This window comes from Falsiroseomonas sp. HW251 (assembly GCF_050563545.1).
In the GTDB taxonomy this organism is placed as follows: Bacteria; Pseudomonadota; Alphaproteobacteria; order Acetobacterales; family Acetobacteraceae; genus Falsiroseomonas.
In genome coordinates this window covers 42046-58976 of record NZ_JBNXUM010000015.1, presented here as the reverse complement: position 1 = coordinate 58976, position 16931 = coordinate 42046, and the positions used below count along the sequence as shown (strand labels likewise).

General features: G+C 71.5%; 16 protein-coding genes. 5 read left to right on the top strand and 11 right to left on the bottom strand.

Annotated elements, in window-relative coordinates; genetic code table 11:
- The first annotated feature begins 31 nt into the window (after positions 1 to 31).
- Both ACLF3M_RS18700 and ACLF3M_RS18695 read left to right on the top strand, forming a co-directional pair.
- The gene (locus ACLF3M_RS18700; protein WP_430658485.1) at positions 32 to 2371 is read left to right on the top strand and encodes a penicillin acylase family protein; all 2340 of its coding nucleotides are present in this window, start codon (positions 32 to 34) and stop codon (positions 2369 to 2371) included.
- A gap of 59 nt (positions 2372 to 2430) precedes the next feature.
- Complete coding sequence (locus ACLF3M_RS18695) at positions 2431 to 3207, top strand: arginyltransferase (RefSeq protein ID WP_430658484.1); 777 nt, start codon at positions 2431 to 2433, stop codon at positions 3205 to 3207.
- Between the two features lie 244 nt (positions 3208 to 3451).
- Here the strand turns inward: ACLF3M_RS18695 and ACLF3M_RS18690 are convergent, their stop codons facing one another.
- From ACLF3M_RS18690 to recO, 4 genes are all read right to left on the bottom strand, one after another.
- Positions 3452 to 3682: a hypothetical protein gene (locus tag ACLF3M_RS18690; RefSeq protein WP_430658483.1), complete on the bottom strand. Its 231-nt coding sequence runs from the start codon at positions 3680 to 3682 to the stop codon at positions 3452 to 3454.
- 172 nt (positions 3683 to 3854) lie between these two features.
- Entirely contained in the window at positions 3855 to 6092 is a 2238-nt protein-coding gene (parC, locus tag ACLF3M_RS18685; protein ID WP_430658482.1) for a DNA topoisomerase IV subunit A, read from the bottom strand.
- Between the two features lie 83 nt (positions 6093 to 6175).
- Positions 6176 to 7174 carry an FkbM family methyltransferase gene (locus ACLF3M_RS18680; RefSeq protein ID WP_430658481.1) on the bottom strand — a complete coding sequence of 333 codons (999 nt, stop codon included), beginning with the start codon at positions 7172 to 7174 and terminating at the stop codon, positions 6176 to 6178.
- A 241-nt stretch (positions 7175 to 7415) separates the two neighbouring features.
- The gene (gene recO, locus ACLF3M_RS18675; protein WP_430658480.1) at positions 7416 to 8144 is read right to left on the bottom strand and encodes a DNA repair protein RecO; all 729 of its coding nucleotides are present in this window, start codon (positions 8142 to 8144) and stop codon (positions 7416 to 7418) included.
- 129 nt (positions 8145 to 8273) lie between these two features.
- Between recO and ACLF3M_RS18670 the strand changes: the two genes are divergently transcribed.
- Complete coding sequence (locus tag ACLF3M_RS18670; protein WP_430658479.1) at positions 8274 to 8948, top strand: YcbK family protein; 675 nt, start codon at positions 8274 to 8276, stop codon at positions 8946 to 8948.
- A gap of 72 nt (positions 8949 to 9020) precedes the next feature.
- Here ACLF3M_RS18670 and era read toward each other — a convergent pair whose 3' ends face one another.
- The 7 genes from era to folK all read right to left on the bottom strand — a co-directional run bounded on the left by era (position 9021) and on the right by folK (position 15478).
- On the bottom strand, positions 9021 to 9926 hold the full coding sequence (era, locus tag ACLF3M_RS18665; RefSeq protein ID WP_430658478.1) for a GTPase Era: 906 nt from the start codon (positions 9924 to 9926) through the stop codon (positions 9021 to 9023).
- Positions 9923 to 10615: a ribonuclease III gene (gene rnc / locus ACLF3M_RS18660; RefSeq protein ID WP_430658477.1), complete on the bottom strand. Its 693-nt coding sequence runs from the start codon at positions 10613 to 10615 to the stop codon at positions 9923 to 9925. The genes era and rnc overlap by 4 nt, the downstream gene beginning before the upstream one ends.
- Positions 10612 to 11385: a signal peptidase I gene (lepB, locus tag ACLF3M_RS18655; protein ID WP_430658476.1), complete on the bottom strand. Its 774-nt coding sequence runs from the start codon at positions 11383 to 11385 to the stop codon at positions 10612 to 10614. Before lepB ends, rnc begins: the two co-directional genes overlap by 4 nt.
- A 67-nt stretch (positions 11386 to 11452) precedes the next feature.
- Positions 11453 to 11890: a holo-ACP synthase gene (acpS, locus tag ACLF3M_RS18650; RefSeq protein ID WP_430658475.1), complete on the bottom strand. Its 438-nt coding sequence runs from the start codon at positions 11888 to 11890 to the stop codon at positions 11453 to 11455.
- Between the two features lie 163 nt (positions 11891 to 12053).
- Positions 12054 to 14306 carry a RelA/SpoT family protein gene (locus ACLF3M_RS18645; RefSeq protein WP_430658581.1) on the bottom strand — a complete coding sequence of 751 codons (2253 nt, stop codon included), beginning with the start codon at positions 14304 to 14306 and terminating at the stop codon, positions 12054 to 12056.
- A gap of 82 nt (positions 14307 to 14388) precedes the next feature.
- A complete protein-coding gene (rpoZ, locus tag ACLF3M_RS18640; protein ID WP_430658474.1) occupies positions 14389 to 14784 on the bottom strand; it encodes a DNA-directed RNA polymerase subunit omega in 396 nt (131 codons plus the stop codon).
- A gap of 127 nt (positions 14785 to 14911) precedes the next feature.
- A complete protein-coding gene (gene folK, locus ACLF3M_RS18635) occupies positions 14912 to 15478 on the bottom strand; it encodes a 2-amino-4-hydroxy-6-hydroxymethyldihydropteridine diphosphokinase (RefSeq protein ID WP_430658473.1) in 567 nt (188 codons plus the stop codon).
- A gap of 98 nt (positions 15479 to 15576) precedes the next feature.
- Here folK and ACLF3M_RS18630 point away from each other — a divergent pair, with 98 nt between their 5' ends.
- Both ACLF3M_RS18630 and ACLF3M_RS18625 read left to right on the top strand, forming a co-directional pair.
- Positions 15577 to 16206 (top strand): NYN domain-containing protein, encoded by a 630-nt coding sequence (locus tag ACLF3M_RS18630; protein ID WP_430658472.1) that lies wholly within the window; start codon positions 15577 to 15579, stop codon positions 16204 to 16206.
- A 24-nt stretch (positions 16207 to 16230) separates the two neighbouring features.
- On the top strand, positions 16231 to 16875 hold the full coding sequence (locus ACLF3M_RS18625) for a uracil-DNA glycosylase (RefSeq protein WP_430658471.1): 645 nt from the start codon (positions 16231 to 16233) through the stop codon (positions 16873 to 16875).
- Positions 16876 to 16931 lie beyond the last annotated feature (56 nt).

Genomic DNA, 16931 nt, shown 5'->3' with positions numbered 1-16931 from the left:
ACTGCGACTCGCACCGGGGCAACCCCCTCTGATGCGGGGTTTCGCCATCTTCTCGCTGAAACTCCTTGCGTTTCTGCTGACGCTCGCCGTGCTCGGCGCCTTTTTTACCCTCGCCCTGCTGTTCACCTCCCTCCCCGATGCGCGGGAGGACATCCGCATCCCCGGCCTCTCCGCCCCGGTCGCGGTGACGCTGGACAGCCACGGCGTGCCGCGAATCCAGGCCGCGACCGAGCGCGACGCCGCCGTCGTGATGGGCTGGCTGCATGCCCGCGACCGGATGTTCCAGATGGAGATGATGCGCCGCGGCGCCGAAGGCCGGCTGGCCGAGCTTGCCGGCCCCTCGGCGCTCCGGCTCGACCGCTTCTCCCGCCTGATGGGCCTGGCACAGCGCGCCCGCGACGACCTGGACGGCCTCGCGCCGGAGACGCGCGACCTGCTCGCCGCCTATGCGCAGGGCGTGAACGCCCTGCTCGAGGTCCGCGGCCGACTCGCCGCGCCGGAGTTCATCGCACTCGGCGAGCCCGCGCCCTGGAAGCCCGAGGATTCGCTGCTCTGGGCGAAGGTGCTGGGGCTGTGGCTGTCTGGGGACTGGCGCGGCGACATCGCCCGCGCCGAGCTGGCCCAGGCGCTTCCGCCCGAGCGACTCCGGGTCCTCTTTCCCGAGGGGCTGAGCGCGCTCCGCGCCGATCTCGCGGGGTTGCCGCCGGGCCATGCCGGGCGGGTGCTCGCCGCGGTGCCGGCTTTCGGCGTGGACGCGCCGCACCCCTCCTCCGCTTCCAACGCCTGGGCGGTGGCCGCCGCCCGCTCCGCCGCCGGCGCGCCGCTGCTGGCGAACGACCCGCATCTCGGCTTCCAGGCGCCCATCATGTGGTATCTCGCCCGGGTGGACCTGCCGGACGGGCGCTTCCGCGCCGGCGCGACGGTGCCTGGCGCCCCCTTCATGCTCATCGGCCGCAACGAGGCGCTGGCCTGGGGCTTCACCACCACCCATTCCGACACCCAGGACGTCTTCCTGGAACGGCTGGCGGGCGAGGGCCTCCACGACACGCCCGACGGCCCGCGCCCCTTCGCGACGCGGGAGGAGCGGATCCGCGTGCGCGGCCAGCCCGACGAGGTGATGATTGTGCGCGAGACGCGGCACGGGCCCGTGGTCAGCGACCTCGACGGCAGGCCCGACCGGCAGGGCGGGATGGTGCTGTCGGTCGCGATGGCGAACCTCGCGCCGCGCGACACGGCGGCGGACGCGCTGCTCGCGCTGAACCGGGCGACCGGCGTCGCGCAGGCGCGGGACGCGGCCTCGCGCCTGGCCTCGCCCCCGCAGACGCTGACGGTAGCGGATGCCTCCGGCCGCATCGCGCAATACCTGGTGGGCCGCACGCCGATCCGGCGATCCGGCGACGGGTCGGTCCCACGCCCCGGCTGGGACGGCGCGGCGGACTGGACGGGCTTCATCCCCTTCGACTCGATGCCCCATGCCGAGGACCCGCCGACCGGCATCCTCGCCGCCGCCAACAGCCGCCCGGTCCCGCCGGACGGGCCGGTCTTCCTCGGCCGGTCCTTCCCCGGCGACTGGCGCCTGCGCCGCATCGCCGAACTGCTCCGCGCCCCGCCGCGGCACGACGCCGAAGGCTTTGCGCGGATGCAGATGGACGTCGTCTCCAGCTTCGCGCAGGAGGTCCTGCCGGTGCTGCGCACCGTCGCGCCCTCGCCCGAGGCGGCGCCTGCCCATGCGCTGCTGCGCGATTGGGACGGACGGATGGAAGCCGGGCTCCCGCAGCCCCTCATCTTCAACGCCTGGATGGCCGCGTTGCGGCGCGGCGCGCTCGCCATGGCGGAGCTGGACATCGCACCCGGCCAGGAGCCCGGCGGCGCGGAGTTCCTCGCCGCCCTGCTCCGTCCCGAGGGCGCCGAGGCCTGGTGCGGCCGGGACCGCTGCGCCGCGCTGCTCTCGCGCTCGCTCGATGAGGCCGTGCGGTCGCTCCGCGACCAGCAGGGCCGCGATCCCGCTTCCTGGCGCTGGGGGACAGCGCATGTCGCGCGCTTCGAGCACCCGCTGCTGCGCTTCGTCCCCGTCCTCGGCGGCCTGGTCGGGCTCCGGATCGAGACCTCGGGCGATGGCGAGACGGTCTCGCGCGGCGGCTTCCGCGACGCCGGCGCGACGCCCTTCGCGCATGTCCACGGCGCGGGGCTTCGCGTGGTCTTCGACCTCTCGGACCCCGAGGGCGCGCTGGCCATGATCGCGACCGGCCAGTCCGGCAACCCGCTCTCCGATCATTGGGGCGACCTGCTGGAACGGTGGCGGGACGGCGACGTTCTCCGCCTCGGCCGCGTACCGGACCGCGAGGCGGGCCTGATCCGGCTGTCACCGTGATGGAGCCGACCGTCGGGATGGTTGATTCGCCGCGACCTTCCGCCGAGGATAGGGGCTGAATGCTCCACCGCGCCGCCCGCCGCCCGCAGTTCTTCTACACCACCGCTCCCCTGCCCTGTCCGTATCTCGCGGGCCGGACGGAGCGGAAGATCGTCACCGAGCTCGCGGGGAACGAGGCCGAGGCGCTGCACGACCGGCTGTCCCGCGCGGGGTTCCGGCGCAGCCACAACATCGCCTATTCCCCGGTCTGCCCGGGCTGCCGCGCCTGCATCCCGATCCGCATCATCACCGGCGCCTTCCAGCCCGACCGCTCGCAGCGGAAGGTGATGAAGGCCAATGCCGACATCGCGGCCTATGAGATGCCGGCGCGCGCCAGCGCCGAGCAGTTCGCGCTGTTCCAGCGCTACCAGACCGCGCGCCACGGCGACGGCGACATGGCGGCGATGGGCTTCTACGACTACCGCGCCATGGTGGAGGACACGCCGATCACCACGGGGATGGTGGAGTTCCGCGACGCGCGGAACCGCCTGCTCGGCGCCTGCCTGACGGACTGGCTCTCCGACGGGCTGTCGGCCGTCTATTCCTTCTACGAGCCCGATGCGGACAAGCGCAGCCTCGGCACCTATGCGATCCTCTGGCTGGTCTCGCGCGCCCGCTCGCTCGGCTTGCCCTATGTCTATCTCGGCTACTGGGTCCCGGAGAGCCGGAAGATGGCCTACAAGGCGCGCTTCCGCCCGAGCGAGACGCTGTCGGGCGGCATGTGGCGCGTGCTGCCGGAGCATGCCGACGCCGCGCCTGCCGCGGCCGACCACGCCAGGATCAGCGTCACGGGCTGAGCGGCGCCGACCGGGGACCAGCCGCATGACCCTGACCGGGTCCCACCGGGCGCTGCTCGCCGCGCCGCTGGCGCTTCGCGCCGGTGCGGTGCGCGCCCAGCCCGCCTGGCCGGACCGCCCGGTGCGCTTCGTCGTGATGACGCCGCGGCGCCCCGGCAGCGACCAGATGGCCCGCGCGCTGGCGCCGCATTACCAGGCCGCCTTCGGCCAGCCCTTCGTGGTGGAGAACCGGCCCGGCGCTAGGTCAGGCCGGCACCAGGGCCGGCCGCCGCGCCATTCGTTCCGCCATCACGGCATCCAGCGCGCGGGCGATCTTCTCGCGCAGCGCCGCATCGGGCTCGCCCTCCCGCGGGCCGAACAGCGCGACGAGAAGCTGCAGCGTCTCCGCGCGGGCGCGGCGCAGCGCCTCGGTCGAATCCGGGGCCGCCGCCGCCAGGGTGTCGAGCAGGTCGCGGATCGTGGGTTGCATCCACATGGCAGGCTCCTTCGCCGCCCAGCGGGCGGAGCGATGACAGGCAGCTTGCTTCCTCGAACGGGGGTGGGCGCCGGACCGAGGGCCGCCGCCGCACCACCGTACTACGACACGTCGCGCGGCGCGCCGCAAGCGAAACCGTTGCGGTGCACAAGGGCGGCGCAGACCCTGATAATCACACCCCGAACTTGCGGCTGCGCGGGAAGCCGTTGGGCGGCGCCTTGCCGGCCTGGGCGCGCTGGCCGCGCCAGGTCCTGAGGTCCGTCTCGACGCGCACGCCGCTGCCATAGGTCCAGGACAGCCCTTCCCGGGACGCGAAGGTTTTTGCGTCCTTGAGCTCCCCGTCCTTGAGCGCGATCAGCTGCACGCCGCGGCCGCGCGTCATCTCCGGCACCTGGTCCAGCGGGAAGACCAGCATGCGGTTGTCCGTGACCGCGGCGACGCTGTCGCCCTCGACCGGCGTGCAGACCAGCGCCTCCTTGCCGCCCTCGACCAGCAGCACCTGCTTGCCAGTGCGCTTCTCCGCCAGCAGTTCCTCGCCCCGCGCGACGAAGCCCTTGCCGTCGGTCGAGGCCAGCAGCCACTTCACGCCGTCCTGGTGGACGAACATCGCGACGACCGCGTCCTCGTTCGTCAGCTCCAGCATCAGCCGTACGGGCTGGCCGTCGCCCCGGCCGCGCGGGATCGCATCGGCCTTCAGCGTGTAGGCCTTGCCGTTGGTGGCAAAGAGCACGATGCGGTCGGTGGTCTGCGCATGCACGGCGGCGTGCAGCGCATCGCCTTCCTTGAACTTGAGCTCCGCATCCCCAGGGAGGTGCCCCTTCGCCGCGCGGATCCAGCCCTTCTCCGACAGGATGACGGTGATCGGTTCCTTCTCCACGAAGGCCGCCTCGTCCACCGTGACCTCGGGCAGCGCCTTGCCGACCTCGGTGCGCCGCCTGCCGAGCGCGCCGTCGCCGAACTTGGCGCGGATCGCCTCGATCTCGGCTGCGATCGCGTCCCAGCGGGACTTCTCGCTCTTCAGCAGGCCCTGCAGCTTCTTCTGCTCCGCGCTGAGCTTCTTGTGCTCCTTGCGGATCTCCATCTCCTCGAGCTTCCGCAGGGCGCGCAGCCGCATGTCCAGGATGGCGTTCGCCTGCACCTCGGTCAGGCTGAAGGCTGCCATCAGGGCTTCCTTCGGCTTGTCCTCCTCGCGGACGATGCGGATGACCTCGTCAAGGTTGAGGTAGACGATGAGGTAGCCGTCGAGGATCTCGAGCCGCCGCGCGATCTGGGCGAGGCGGTGCTCCGATCGGCGCACCAGCACGACATGCCGGTGGTCGAGCCAGGCGCGCAGCACCTCCTTCAGCCCCATCACGCGCGGGGTGCGGTCGGCGTCGAGCACGTTCATGTTCAGCGGGAAGCGGCTTTCCAGCGCGGTGGCGCGGAACAGCGTCTCCATCATCACGGCGGGATCGACGGTGCGCGACTTCGGCTCCAGCACCATGCGCACGACGTCCGTGCTCTCGTCGCGCACGTCGCCGAGGAGCGGCAACTTCTTTTCCTCCATCAGCTCCGCGATCTGCTCGATCAGCCGGGACTTCTGGACCTGGTAGGGGATCTCCGTGACGACGACGTGCCAGGTGCCGCCCTTGAGCTTCTCGACCTGCCACTTCGCGCGCACGCGGAAGCCGCCCCGGCCGGTGGCGTACGCCTCGCGCAGCGCGTCCTTGGACTCCACCAGGATGCCGCCAGTAGGGAAGTCCGGGCCCGGCATGTGCTTCAGCAGCGCATCGACGGACACGTCGGGATCGCCGATGAGCTCCAGCGCCGCGGCGCAGACCTCGCCCGCATTGTGCGGCGGAATGGAGGTCGCCATGCCCACCGCGATGCCCGCCGCGCCGTTCGCCAGCAGGTTGGGGAAGGCCGCCGGCAGGACCAGCGGCTCCTTCTCCTCGCCGTCATAGGTCGGGCGGAAATCGACGGCGTTCTCCTCGATCCCCTCGAGGAGGGCCTGCGCGACTTCGGTCAGGCGGGCCTCGGTGTAGCGCATGGCCGCAGCGTTATCGCCGTCGATGTTGCCGAAATTGCCCTGCCCCTCGACCAGGGGGTAGCGCGCGGCGAAGTCCTGGGCCTGGCGGACCAGCGCCTCGTAGATGCTGCTGTCGCCATGCGGGTGGTACTTGCCCATGACGTCGCCCACGATGCGGGCGCATTTCTTGAAGCCCGCCGCCGGGTCGAGCTTCAGCTGGTGCATGGCGTAGAGCAGCCGGCGGTGGACCGGCTTCAGCCCGTCCCGGACGTCCGGCAGCGACCGGCTGACGATGGTGGACAGCGCGTAGGCGAGGTAGCGCTCCGACAGCGCGTCGGCGAGCCCCGTTTCACGGTCGCCCCCGGGACCTCCGGGGGGGAGCGTCTTGATGTCGTCAGGCATGGATTCGCGGTTCGTTCCCTAAGGCCTCTGGCCTACACCCTCGGCGTGCCCGGCGCCACCATGGGGCGCCGTCGTTGCGGCGGTCAGCGCGGCTCCCGCGCCAGCAGGACGCCGCCGCGGTAGTCGAGCGCGAGCAGCGCCTCCCTGCCCAAGGCCTTGGGCGTGCCGCCCTCGAGGTCGAAGAAGCGGAGCCCCATCGCCTCGAGCTCCCCGAGGAAGACCCCGGCGTCGAAGCCGGCGCCGCGGATCTGGCCGGGCGACCATTCCATGACGATCTGGATGCGCGGGTTGCGCGCGATCGTCTCGCGCGCGCCGCGGAAGACCAGGGGCTCGGCGCCCTCGACGTCCACCTTCATGACGTCGACGCGGCCCTCGAACTTGTCGGCCAGGCGGTCCAGGATCACGCCCTTGATCTCGAAGCTCTCGGAGGGCGGCTCGCCCAGCTTGCGGACGAAATCGGGGTTTGGGGCGGTGATGCTGGTGTTGCCCGCCCGCCTGACCCGCCTGTGCAGCGTGACGGGCCCGCGCCTGTCGGTCACGGCGGCATGCACGGCCTCGGCCAGCCCCGCAAGGCCGTTGGCGTGGATGTTGTCGCGCAGCAGCGTAAAGGTCGCGGGCTCGGGCTCGATGCCGAGGACGCGCCCGCTCGGCGCGAAGCGCGCGAAGAGGCAGGTGAAGTAGCCGAAATTCGCCCCGACATCGAGGCAGCGGTCGTCCGGCCGCAGCGTGCGGACGAAGAACTCCGTCAGCTCGGTTTCGTAGGCGCCGGAGGCGATGAACCACGGGCTCAGCAGCCGGTCGTCGCCATGGACGAGGTAGACGATCTGGACGCCGCGGACGACGCATTTCACGAGCACCAGGCCGTTCCCGACATAGGTCGCCCGGCCACCCTGGTCGAAATGCTCGGCGATGCGCAGCCGCTCCTCGATCAGGTGCAGGCGCCGCTCGATCGCCGCCGCCCGGTCCGGAGCGCTGTCCGGCCCGGCGTCGAGCCCGTGCGCCCGCCTCGCGCCCGCCGCCTCGGCACCGGAAAGCCCCGAGAGAAGCCAATGTCCCAGTCGCTGCCGCAGCGCAGCCAGCATCGCGCATCCCCTCGGCGCGGGAACGGCCGCCGCGCGCATCGGCGCGCTTGGTAGGCCATAAAGGTCAAGGGAAAAAGACCGAGGCCCGCCTCCGTACCGTGTTGCGTTTGTGTTGACACACAAACGCCCTCAAGCGCCGGCGCCGGCATCCGCCGGCTTGGCTCGCCGCACAAGCGGCGGCGGCCATTCGGCCGCTCGGCCCGCTACGCAGGCCGGAGGTCAGGCAATAGGCACGGCGGTATCAGGCCCCGAGCGCCGCGATCCGGTCCAGCAGCATCTCCCGCGCCGCCGGCAGCGGCCGGTGATGCGTCCCGAACACGTCGCGCGCGAGGAAATGGCCGGTCAGCCGCAGCCCCGCGAGCCAGTCCGCCGGCCCGGACGGTCCCTGCCCCAGCAGGAAGGGCGGCAGCGGCAGCAGCCGGTCCCGCCATGCCCCGGCCGCCGCGGCCGACACCGCCCTGCCCGTTCGCGGCGATACGAAGGCCAGGTCCTCCGTCGTGCCGCTCGCGGCGCAGCGCACGAGGTCGAGCCCGTAGCCGAGATCGGCCAGCAGCTCGGCCTCCCACCGCACGAGCTCCGGCACCGCCTGGTCCGGGCCGCGGGCGAGCTGGGCGATCAGCGCGACCAGGCCGCGGAAGATCCGGGGATGCGCCTCGCGCTCGGGCAGCGCGCCCTCGGCGACGCCTGTCGCGGCGCGCAGCACGGCGAGCGCGAGCGGGTCCTCCATCGCCAGCGCGGCCGCGGCGTGGACGAGCTCCCCGCTCAGCGCGCCGAGCTGGTCCGCCAGCCGAGCCACCCATTTCGCCTCGACCAGGTTGCCGGGCTGCCAGAGCGCCGCCTGCGCCCGGCTCGCGCCGCCCTTGGCCAGGCCGGCATGGCGGCCATGCTGCTCCGTCAGCAGCGTCACCACCGCGCCGGATTCGCCGAGCGGGCGCACATCCAGCACCACCGCCGGGGCCTGCCATTCCATGGGACAGCCTTCCCATGTCCCGCGGGGCGGATCAAGGCGCCGGGCCGGTGACGCCATCTTGAGCCTGACCTCGTCGCAAGGCCGCGAGGTCGGGTCGCCAAGGGCGCCCGCCGCGGGTAAGGGAATGTCATGCGACGCAGCTTCCTGCTCGGCGGCACCGCCGCCTTCTGCACGCTCCTCCTCCCGCGCGCCGGCCGCGCGGCGGATGCGAAGCGCATCACGCTGAAGCACCAGGGCACAGGCGCCCGCTTCAACGGCATCTGGCATGACGGGCGGCGCGCCGACCCGCAGGCGATGGCCGACCTGTCGGCCTGCCTGGCCGATGCCGGCTGCAACCCGCCCTTGCCCTTCGACGCCGACACCATCGAGATCGTCTGGGAAGTCGCGGCCCGCACGCGCCTCGGCGAAGTGCTCGACGTGCATTCGGGCTACCGCACGCCGGCGGTCAACCGCGCGGTCAACGGCGCCGGCGACAGCCAGCATCTGCGTGCCGGCGCGATGGATATCGGCGTCCCGGCCGGGCGCCTACCCGCGGTGGCGGAGACGGCGCTGAAGCTCGCCAAGGGCGGTGTCGGCGTCTATCGGACGCGCGGCTTCGTGCATCTCGACAGCGGGCCCGTGCGGACCTGGACGGATGGCGGCGACGGCGTTCCGGTCGACATGTCGCCGCGCGGCCGGGAACTTTCGCGCATCGCCTCGGCCTGGAACCCGCAATCCGGCCGGTCCGGCATGGTCGACGGGCGAGTCGGAAGAATTGGCGGCCGGCCGCTCCGCATCGACACCCGGCTGCCGACCGGCTGGTAACTCGCCGCATCCGCGTCAGCGGATGTCGGGCCGCATCCAGCGGATTGCGTGATCGCCTGAACCGCGCGGGCGTCAGCCCGGGTCGTCGAGGCCCAGGGCGCGGAGCCTGCCGCGCTCCTCGTCCCAGCCCGCACGTTCCTTGACGTTGAGGAACAGGTGGATCCGGCGCTCCAGCAGCTTCTCGAGCTCCGCCCGGGCGCGCGCGCCGATCTCCCTGATGCGCGATCCCTTGTCGCCGATCAGGATCGCCTTCTGGGTGGCGCGGCTGACATAGACCGTGACGTCGATGCGCGCGCTGCCGTCCTTCCGCTCCTCCCACTGCTCGGTCTCGACCGTCGCGTGGTGCGGCACCTCCTCATGCGTCTGGCGCAGGATCTGCTCGCGCACGATCTCGGCGGCCAGCATCCGCTGCGGCAGGTCCGACAGGTCGTCCTCGGGGAACAGGTAGGGGCCTTCCGGCATCGCCGCGGCGAGCGTGTCGAGCAGCCGGTCCAGCCCGTCGCCCTTGAGCGCGGAGATCATGAACGTCTCGCTGAACGGCAGCAGGTCGTTCAGCTCCTTCGCCAGCGGCAGCAGCCGCTCGCGCGGGATCAGGTCGGCCTTGGTCAGGGCGAGCATGACCGGGCGCCTGGATTTCGCGAGGCCCTCCACGATCCGGCGCACCTCGTCCTTCAGCCCGGCCCGCGCATCCACCAGCAGCACCGTCAGGTCGGCATCCTGCGCGCCGCCCCAGGCCGCGCTGACCATGGCGCGATCCAGCCGCCGGCGCGGAGCGAAGATGCCGGGCGTGTCCACCAGCACGATCTGGCTCTGCCCGCGCATCACCACGGCGCGGATGCGGAAGCGCGTGGTCTGCGGCTTCGGCGATACGATGGTGACCTTCGTCCCCGCCAGCGCGTTCACCAGCGTGGACTTGCCGGCATTCGGCGCGCCCACGACGGCCACCAGCCCGCAGCGTGTCTGCGCCGTCCCGCTCATGCCTCCAGCACCGTCAGCAGCTTCGCCGCCGCCGCCTGTTCGGCGGCGCGCTTGCTGATGCCCTCGGCCTCCGCGTCATGGCCGGCGGCCAGCACGCGCACCACGAAGAGAGGGCTGTGCGACGGCCCCGTCGTGGACACCGTCATGTATTCCGGCAGGCCGAGCCCCCGCCCCAGCGTCCATTCCTGCAGGCGCGTCTTGGCCGAGACCGGCGGTCGGGCCGAGGCCTCCAGCAGCGGCGCCCATTCCCGCCGCACCAGCACCCGCGCGGGATCGAGCCCGCCATCGAGATAGAGCGCGCCGAGAATCGCCTCCATCGCGTCCGACAGCACCGAGGCGCGCCGGCGCACGCCGCTGCGATCCTCGTTCGCGGGCATGCGAAGCGCCTCGGCCACGCCGAGGCCGAGCGCGACCTGCGCCAGGCTGTCCTGCGCCACGAGATGCGCGAGGCGCTTGCCGAGGTCGCCCTCGCGTTCCGCGGGGAAGCGTTCCGCCAGCCATTCCGCCATCACGAGCGCCAGCACGCGGTCGCCGAGGAATTCGAGCCGCTCGTTGGAATCCAGCATGCGATGCCGCGGATCGGCGGCGGATCGGTGCGTCAGCGCATGCAGCAGCAGGTCGGGCCGGGAGAAGCGGTGCGGCAGGCGCGCGGCGAGCGCCGAGACGGAGGACTCCGCCGCGCTGCTCACCGGACCGCGCTGAACAGGCGCGACCAGCGGATCGCCATGGGCCAGCCCCAGGCCTCCCACCAGCGCGCGGAGCCGTCCACGGAGAAGAAGATGAACTCGGCGCGGCCGACCAGGTTCTCGACCGGGATGAAGCCGACCGCATTCTGCGCCCGGCTGTCGAGGCTGTTGTCGCGGTTGTCGCCCATCGCGAAGACATGGTTCGCCGGCACCACGAATTCCGGCGTGTTGTCGAAGGGCTGGTCGTCCGACATCTCGAGGATGTTGTGGGCGTGCGGCTCGATCCCGGGCTGGGCCGGCAGGATCTCGCGGAACATGCGCACGACCATGCGCGGCCCGTCGCCTTCCACGGTGTAGTTGCCGAGGAATTCGCGCCGCACGGGCTGGCCGTTGAGGTGCAGGATGCCGCCACGGACCTGCACGCGGTCGCCGGGCAGGCCGATGATGCGCTTGATGTAGTCCGTCGAGTTGTCGCGCGGCAGCTTGAACACCACGACGTCGCCCCGCTGCGGCAGGCTGCCGAAGATCCGCCCCGAGAAGACGTTCGGGCTGAACGGCATGGAATGCCGGGAATAGCCGTAGGAGAATTTCGAGACGAAGAGGTAGTCGCCCACCAGCAGCGTCGGGATCATCGAGCCCGAGGGGATGTTGAAGGGCTCGAAGGCGATGGTGCGGATGCCGATGGCGATCAGGCCGGCATAGACGATCGTCTTGATCGATTCGAGCCAGCCGCCCGTCTTCTGCTTCGCCAGGGAAGGTGTCTTGGGGGGCATACCTAATGGCCGGCCGTGCCGGGTCCGTCGCTGCGAGGCGGGATAGAGCGCGGGGGGGCGCGCACTGTCAAGGAACACCGCCCCGTCCGCCCAGCGCGGCCGGGAGGGGAACGCCGGAGATGATCACCATGGCCTGGGCGTAGGGATATTCGTCCGTCATGGTCAGCGCGACATGCGCGAGGTAGCCCGCGGGGGTGATGGCCTTCAGCCGTTCCGCCGCGCCGCCCGTCATCCGCAGCGTCGGCTGGCCGGAGGAGAGGTTCACCACCCCGAGGTCCTTCCAGAACACCCCTTGCCGGAACCCCGTCCCGAGCGCCTTGGAGGCCGCTTCCTTCGCCGCGAAGCGCTTGGCGTAGGTGGCGGCGCGGATCCGCTCGGTCCGCTTCTCCGCCTTGGCGCGTTCGAGCGGGGTGAAGACGCGGTCGAGGAAGCGGTCGCCATGCTTGGCGATCACCGCCTCGATCCGGCGGATATCCATGATGTCGCTGCCGAGGCCGATGATCATCGCGACACACCTTCCCCGCTCCCTGCAGTTCCCTCCCCCGCAAGCGGGGGAGGGTCAGGGTGGGGGTGCAAGGATAAGGGCGCCCCTGACGAAGCACCCCCACCCGCCCTCCCCCGCAAGCGGGGGAGGAGAAGAAAGCGCGGGAGAAGAAGGCCGGCCAGCCTCACCCCTTCGCCCGCTCCGCCTGCGCCACCCCCTGCACCGCCCGCAGCGCCGCGATGATGTTTGAGAGGTGCCGGAGGTCCTGCACCTCCACGTCGATCGCGATCTCCTGGAAGTCCGGTCCGCGATGGTGGATCCGCAGGTTCTCGATCGCCCCATCCTGCCGCGCGATCGCATCCGTCACCGCCGACAGCGCGCCGCGATCGGCCGAGGTCACCACCTCGATCCGCCCGACATGCACGCCGCCTGCGCCGCCCTCGTAGTCCCAGTCGATGTCGAGGAACCGCTCGGGGTTGTCGCCGAAGGCCGAGAGGTTGTGGCAGTCCGCCTTGTGGACCGTCACCCCTTTGCCCGTGCTCACGATTCCGACGATGCGGTCGCCGGGCAGCGGGTGGCAGCAGCCCGCGAAATTCACCTGCATCCCTGCGACCAAGCCCGAGATGCCCATCGCTACATCGCGCCGCCCGCCCTTTGGCGTCGGCGGCACGGTGCGCGGCCGGGAGCGTGCGATCGGCAGCGGATCGGCGGCCCGCGGCGGACCCTTCAGCTCGGGATAAACCGCGTGCACCACGTCCCGCGGCGTCACCCCGCCAGAGGCGACGACCAGGCAGAGCTCCTCGAAGCTCGGCTGCTTCAAGGTCTTCAGCACGGACTCGACGATCTTCTCCGAGAACTCGACGCCCTCCTGCCGGAAGGCCCGCGCCATCGCCGCGCGGCCTTCCTGCTTCTGGGTCTCGCGCTGCTGGGCGTGGACGAAGCGGCGGATGCGCGCCTTCGCCTTGCCCGTGACGACGAAGCGTTCCCATTGCGGATTGGGCGTGCCGCCGCGCGCGGTGATGATCTCGACCTGGTCGCCGTTTTCCAATGGCGTGCGCAACGGTTTGATGACGCCATTGATCTTGGCACCCACGCACTGGTCGCCGACCTGGCTGTGCACCTGGTAGGCGAAGTCCACGCAGGTGGCGCCGCGCGGCAGCGCGATCAGGTCGCCCTTCGGCGTGAAGCAGAAGACCTGGTCGCGATGCAGCTCGAGCCGCGTCGCATCCAGGAATTCCTGCGGCTCGGCGGCCTGTTCCAGGATATCCAGCAGCGCGCCCACCCAGGGGAAGCGCTGCTGGTCGCGCGCGATCTGGCCGCCCTGCTTGTAGATCCAGTGCGCGGCGACGCCGTATTCCGCGACCTCGTGCATGTCACGCGTGCGGATCTGCACCTCGATCTTGGCGTTGCGCTTTTCCGGCACGGTGACGCCGGTGTGCAGCGACTGGTAGCCATTCGGCTTCGGGGTCGAGATGTAGTCCTTGAAGCGCCCGGGGACCACGCGGAAGGCCGAGTGCACGGCGCCGAGCGCGCCATAGCAGGCCGCCTTGTCGGGCACGATGATGCGGAAGGCCATGATGTCCGAGAGCTGCTCGAACTCCACCTTCTTGCCGTGCATCTTGAGCCAGATGGAATAGGGCGACTTCTCGCGCCCCGTGAGTTCCTGCACCTCGACACCGGCGTCCTTCATCACCAGCGAGATCTCGTCCTTGATCTCCTCGATGAGGTCGGCGCCCTGGCCGTAGAGGAAGGCGCGGCGCGCGGCGATGGTCTGGAAGGCGTCAGGGTCGAGCTCCCGGAAGGCCAGCGTCTCGAGCTCGGTCTTCAGCGCGTCCATGCCGATGCGCTCGGCCAATGGGGCGAAGATCTCCATGGTCTCGCGCGCGGTCTTCCGCCGGCGGGCTTCCTGCGGGACGTAGTGCAGGGTCCGCATGTTGTGCAGGCGATCGGCGAGCTTCACCAGCAGCACGCGGATGTCCTCCGACATCGCGAGAACAAGCTTCCGGAAGTTCTCGGCCTGCTTGGTGCGCTCGGACTGCAGCTCGAGCCGGGTGAGCTTGGTGACGCCGTCCACCAGGCGCGCGACTTCCTTGCCGAAGCGCTTCTCGATCTCCGGCAGGCCGGTGCGCGTGTCCTCGGCGACGTCGTGCAGCAGCGCGGTGGCGATGGAGGCGCTATCCAGCCGGTACTGCGCCAGGATCTCGGCGACGGCCAGCGGATGGGTGATGTAGGGGTCGCCGTTCTCGCGGGTCTGGCCGGCATGGGCCTCGTTGGCCAGCGCGAAGGCGCGCTCGATCATGGCGGCGTCGGCGCGCTGGTCGTAGGCGGCGACGGTCTTGGCGAGTTCCGTGCCCGCGGTCGGCGCGACGCCGGCGGCCAGGCCTTCGGGGGCGTAGGTCGCGGCGCGCCAGCTCACGGGCGCACCGTCGCGGCGCAGGGTGGGCGCGATGCCGCTCCGCGGCGGGGCAGCCGCGTGGACGGGGATGCGGGGGCGTGGCCCCCGCTACACCCCTGCCGCGTCAGCGCTTCCCGCCGAGCTCGGCGGCGATCGCCGCCTCGATGTCGTCGGCCGAGAGGTCCTCGAGCCCCGCGCCATCGCCGGCGGGTTCCTCGTTCACGTCCATCACGCCGAAGATGTTCTCGTCGGTCGCGATGAGGTCGAGCACCTCTTCCTCGGCCGGCTCCGGCTCCGGCGCGCGCTGCAGCGACTTGATGAGGTCGGCCTGAAGCGCGTCGAGGTCCACCGTGTCCTCGGCGATCTCGCGCAGCGCCACGACGGGGTTCTTGTCGTTGTCGCGCTCGAGTGTGAGTTCCTCGCCGCGGCTGATGTTGCGCGCGCGCTGGGCGGCGTGCAGGACCAGCTCGAAGCGGTTCGGCACCTTGAGGACGCAATCCTCGACCGTGACGCGTGCCATGGGCGAACTCCAGTTCGGCTATGGGCGAGGCCGTCACCTGGGCGCGCGAGCGCCCGGGCCAACCCCTCCCCGTGCAGGTGAACCTGCCATGTAGCCATCGGCGGCGCCACGTGCAAGCACCAGGGCATCAGGCCATCGGCCGGGCCTCCTCGGCCGGCAGGCCGGCCAGAAGCTCGGCCGCGGTCCGGCCGAGGACCGGGTGCACCCAGCCCGGTGCCAGGTCGCAAAGCGGGGCGAGCACGAAGGTGCGGTCCTGCATCCGGGGGTGCGGCAGGACGGGATCGGGTGCAACCCGGACCAGGCCGCCGAGCGCGATCAGGTCCAGGTCGAGCGTCCTCGGCGCGTTGGGAAAGGGCCTGACGCGGCCGAACCGCGCCTCGATCGCCTGCAGCGAGGCCAGCAGCGCCGCCGGGTCGGGCGGTGCCGCGCCTGGCCGGGGCTCCAGCAGCGCGACGGCGTTGACGTAGTCCGGCGACCCCGGCGCGGGCGGGACCGGCGCGGTCGCGAACCAGCGGGACAGCGCCCGCAGCCGCAGCCCCGCCAGCCCGTCCAGCGCCGCCGCCGCGCGGCGGCAGGTCTCCAGCGCGGGGGAGCCGTCGGATCCGGGCAGGTTGGCGCCGATGGCGACCAGTGCAGGCCCGACAAACGCCCAGGGGCTCGATTGCGCGGCGTCCGACGAATGCGCTGCGCGCATTGGCGGAGAAATCACGACCGCGCGCCTAACGAAACGAGACGATGACGTTCCGCGTCCAGCAACCTATGTTCCCGGTCATTAGAGCGAAAGTTCCAACCGTGCATTTCGACCCCCAGGAGAGGCTCGGCCTCTTCATCGACGGCTCCCATCTCTATGGGGCGTCGCGCAACCTTGGCTTCGACGTGGACTACAAGAACCTGCTCGGCTTCTTCCGCCGGCAGGCCCGGCTGGTCCGGGCGGCCTACTACACCGCCCTGCTGGAGAACGACGAGTACTCGCCGCTCCGGCCGCTGGTGGATTGGCTGGGCTACAACGGCTATGCCGTCATCACCAAGCCCGCCCGCGAATACACCGATGCCGCCGGCCGCCGCCGCGTCCGCGGCAACATCGAGGTCGAGATGACGGTGGACGTGCTGACGCTCGCGCCCCGGCTCGACCATGCCGTGATCTTCGCCGGCGACGGCGACCTCCGGCGGATGGTGGAGGCCGCGCAGCAGCAGGGCGTGCGCGTGACCGTGCTGTCCACCATCCGCACCCAGCCCGCCATGGTCTCCGACGAGCTGCGCCGCCAGGCCGACCAGTTCATCGACCTCGCCGACCTCGCGCCCGACATCACCCGCCGCCAGGTGGAGCCGCGGCCCCGCCCCGCGCCCACGCCGCGCGCCCCGGAACGGCCTCGCGCGACGCCCGCCGAGCCCTTCCGCGACCCCGTGGACCTGCCGGAGTAGCCCGGGCTCGGCTATGCCCGGGGCATGACGATTGCCGAGTCCCCGGGCCGCGACTGCCCGCTCTGCCCGCGCCTGGTGGAATACCGGCTGGCCAACCGCGCGAAATGGCCGGAATGGCACAACGGCCCGGTGCCGTGCTGGGGCCCGCCGGAAGCGCCGATCATGATCCTGGGCCTGGCCCCGGGCGTGAAGGGCGCGAACCGCACCGGCCGTCCCTTCACCGGCGACCATGCGGGCAAGCTGCTCTATGCGACGCTGCTGAAATACGGTCTGGCCCGCGGCGAGTACCGCGAGGACCCGAGCGACGGGATGGAGCTGACCGGCGTGCGCATCGTCAACGCCGTGCGCTGCGTGCCGCCGGAGAACCTGCCGACGCCGGCCGAGGTCGCGACCTGCAACCGCTTCCTGGCCGCGGAGCGCGCGGCGATGCCGGGGCTGAAGGCGGTCCTCGCGCTCGGCCTCGTCGCGCACAACGCGCTGCTGAAGGGCTACGGCATCCCGGCCGCTCGGCTGAAATTCGCGCATGGCGCGGTGCACGCGCTGCCGGACGGCGTGATGCTCGCCGACAGCTACCATGTCAGCCGCTACAACACCCAGACCGGAAGGCTGACGACGGAGATGTTCGAGGCGGTGGTGGCGGACGTCCTGAAGCGGCTCGGTTCATCCTAGGACGTCGCAACAGCCCCTCTCCGTGCTCATCGGGGAGAGGGTTGGGTGAGGGGGAC

Bases quoted from the DNA above. Each gene is read 5' to 3' on its own strand.
- ACLF3M_RS18700 (WP_430658485.1), top strand. From the start codon at position 32: ATGCGGGGTTTCGCCATCTTCTCGCTGAAACTCCTTGCGTTTCTGCTG.
- ACLF3M_RS18695 (WP_430658484.1), top strand. From the start codon at position 2,431: ATGCTCCACCGCGCCGCCCGCCGCCCGCAGTTCTTCTACACCACCGCT.
- ACLF3M_RS18690 (WP_430658483.1), bottom strand. From the start codon at position 3,682: ATGTGGATGCAACCCACGATCCGCGACCTGCTCGACACCCTGGCGGCG.
- parC (WP_430658482.1), bottom strand. From the start codon at position 6,092: ATGCCTGACGACATCAAGACGCTCCCCCCCGGAGGTCCCGGGGGCGAC.
- ACLF3M_RS18680 (WP_430658481.1), bottom strand. From the start codon at position 7,174: ATGCTGGCTGCGCTGCGGCAGCGACTGGGACATTGGCTTCTCTCGGGG.
- recO (WP_430658480.1), bottom strand. From the start codon at position 8,144: ATGGAATGGCAGGCCCCGGCGGTGGTGCTGGATGTGCGCCCGCTCGGC.
- ACLF3M_RS18670 (WP_430658479.1), top strand. From the start codon at position 8,274: ATGCGACGCAGCTTCCTGCTCGGCGGCACCGCCGCCTTCTGCACGCTC.
- era (WP_430658478.1), bottom strand. From the start codon at position 9,926: ATGAGCGGGACGGCGCAGACACGCTGCGGGCTGGTGGCCGTCGTGGGC.
- lepB (WP_430658476.1), bottom strand. From the start codon at position 11,385: ATGCCCCCCAAGACACCTTCCCTGGCGAAGCAGAAGACGGGCGGCTGG.
- acpS (WP_430658475.1), bottom strand. From the start codon at position 11,890: ATGATCATCGGCCTCGGCAGCGACATCATGGATATCCGCCGGATCGAG.
- rpoZ (WP_430658474.1), bottom strand. From the start codon at position 14,784: ATGGCACGCGTCACGGTCGAGGATTGCGTCCTCAAGGTGCCGAACCGC.
- folK (WP_430658473.1), bottom strand. From the start codon at position 15,478: ATGCGCGCAGCGCATTCGTCGGACGCCGCGCAATCGAGCCCCTGGGCG.
- ACLF3M_RS18625 (WP_430658471.1), top strand. From the start codon at position 16,231: ATGACGATTGCCGAGTCCCCGGGCCGCGACTGCCCGCTCTGCCCGCGC.